Here is a 273-nt window from a genome sequence, read left to right as displayed (position 1 = left end):
AGGTGTCATGCAGGCCATTGGCGCCCTGCCTGAGGCGGGTATGAAAGTACCTCTCCGGGGCCTCATCGCGGAGCATGCCACCCTTGTGGCGAAAGCTGCTGAACGGCACGTAGTCCTGACGGATACTGTTCTTCGAACCGGACACCCTGTCTACGGAATAGATTTCCGTGTGACCGTCCTGCAGTCGCATCGGGCGAAGCAGGTACTCGTTCTGCAACGGATCCAGGTTGAGCGGATCCGCGTCCAGTGGAAACAAATTGATCACGGGGACCG

General features: G+C 59.0%; 1 protein-coding gene. It reads right to left on the bottom strand.

Annotated elements, in window-relative coordinates:
- Positions 1–273: type VI secretion system baseplate subunit TssF (locus R0J88_RS20175; RefSeq protein ID WP_410900902.1), on the bottom strand; the 273-nt coding region annotated here is incomplete at both ends.

Source organism: Pseudoalteromonas sp. SIMBA_162 (genome assembly GCF_046535955.1).
GTDB lineage: Bacteria > Pseudomonadota > Gammaproteobacteria > Enterobacterales > Alteromonadaceae > Pseudoalteromonas > Pseudoalteromonas marina.
The sequence above is the reverse complement of the archived record's forward strand: the minus strand, read 5'-3'. Positions and strand labels throughout refer to the sequence as shown.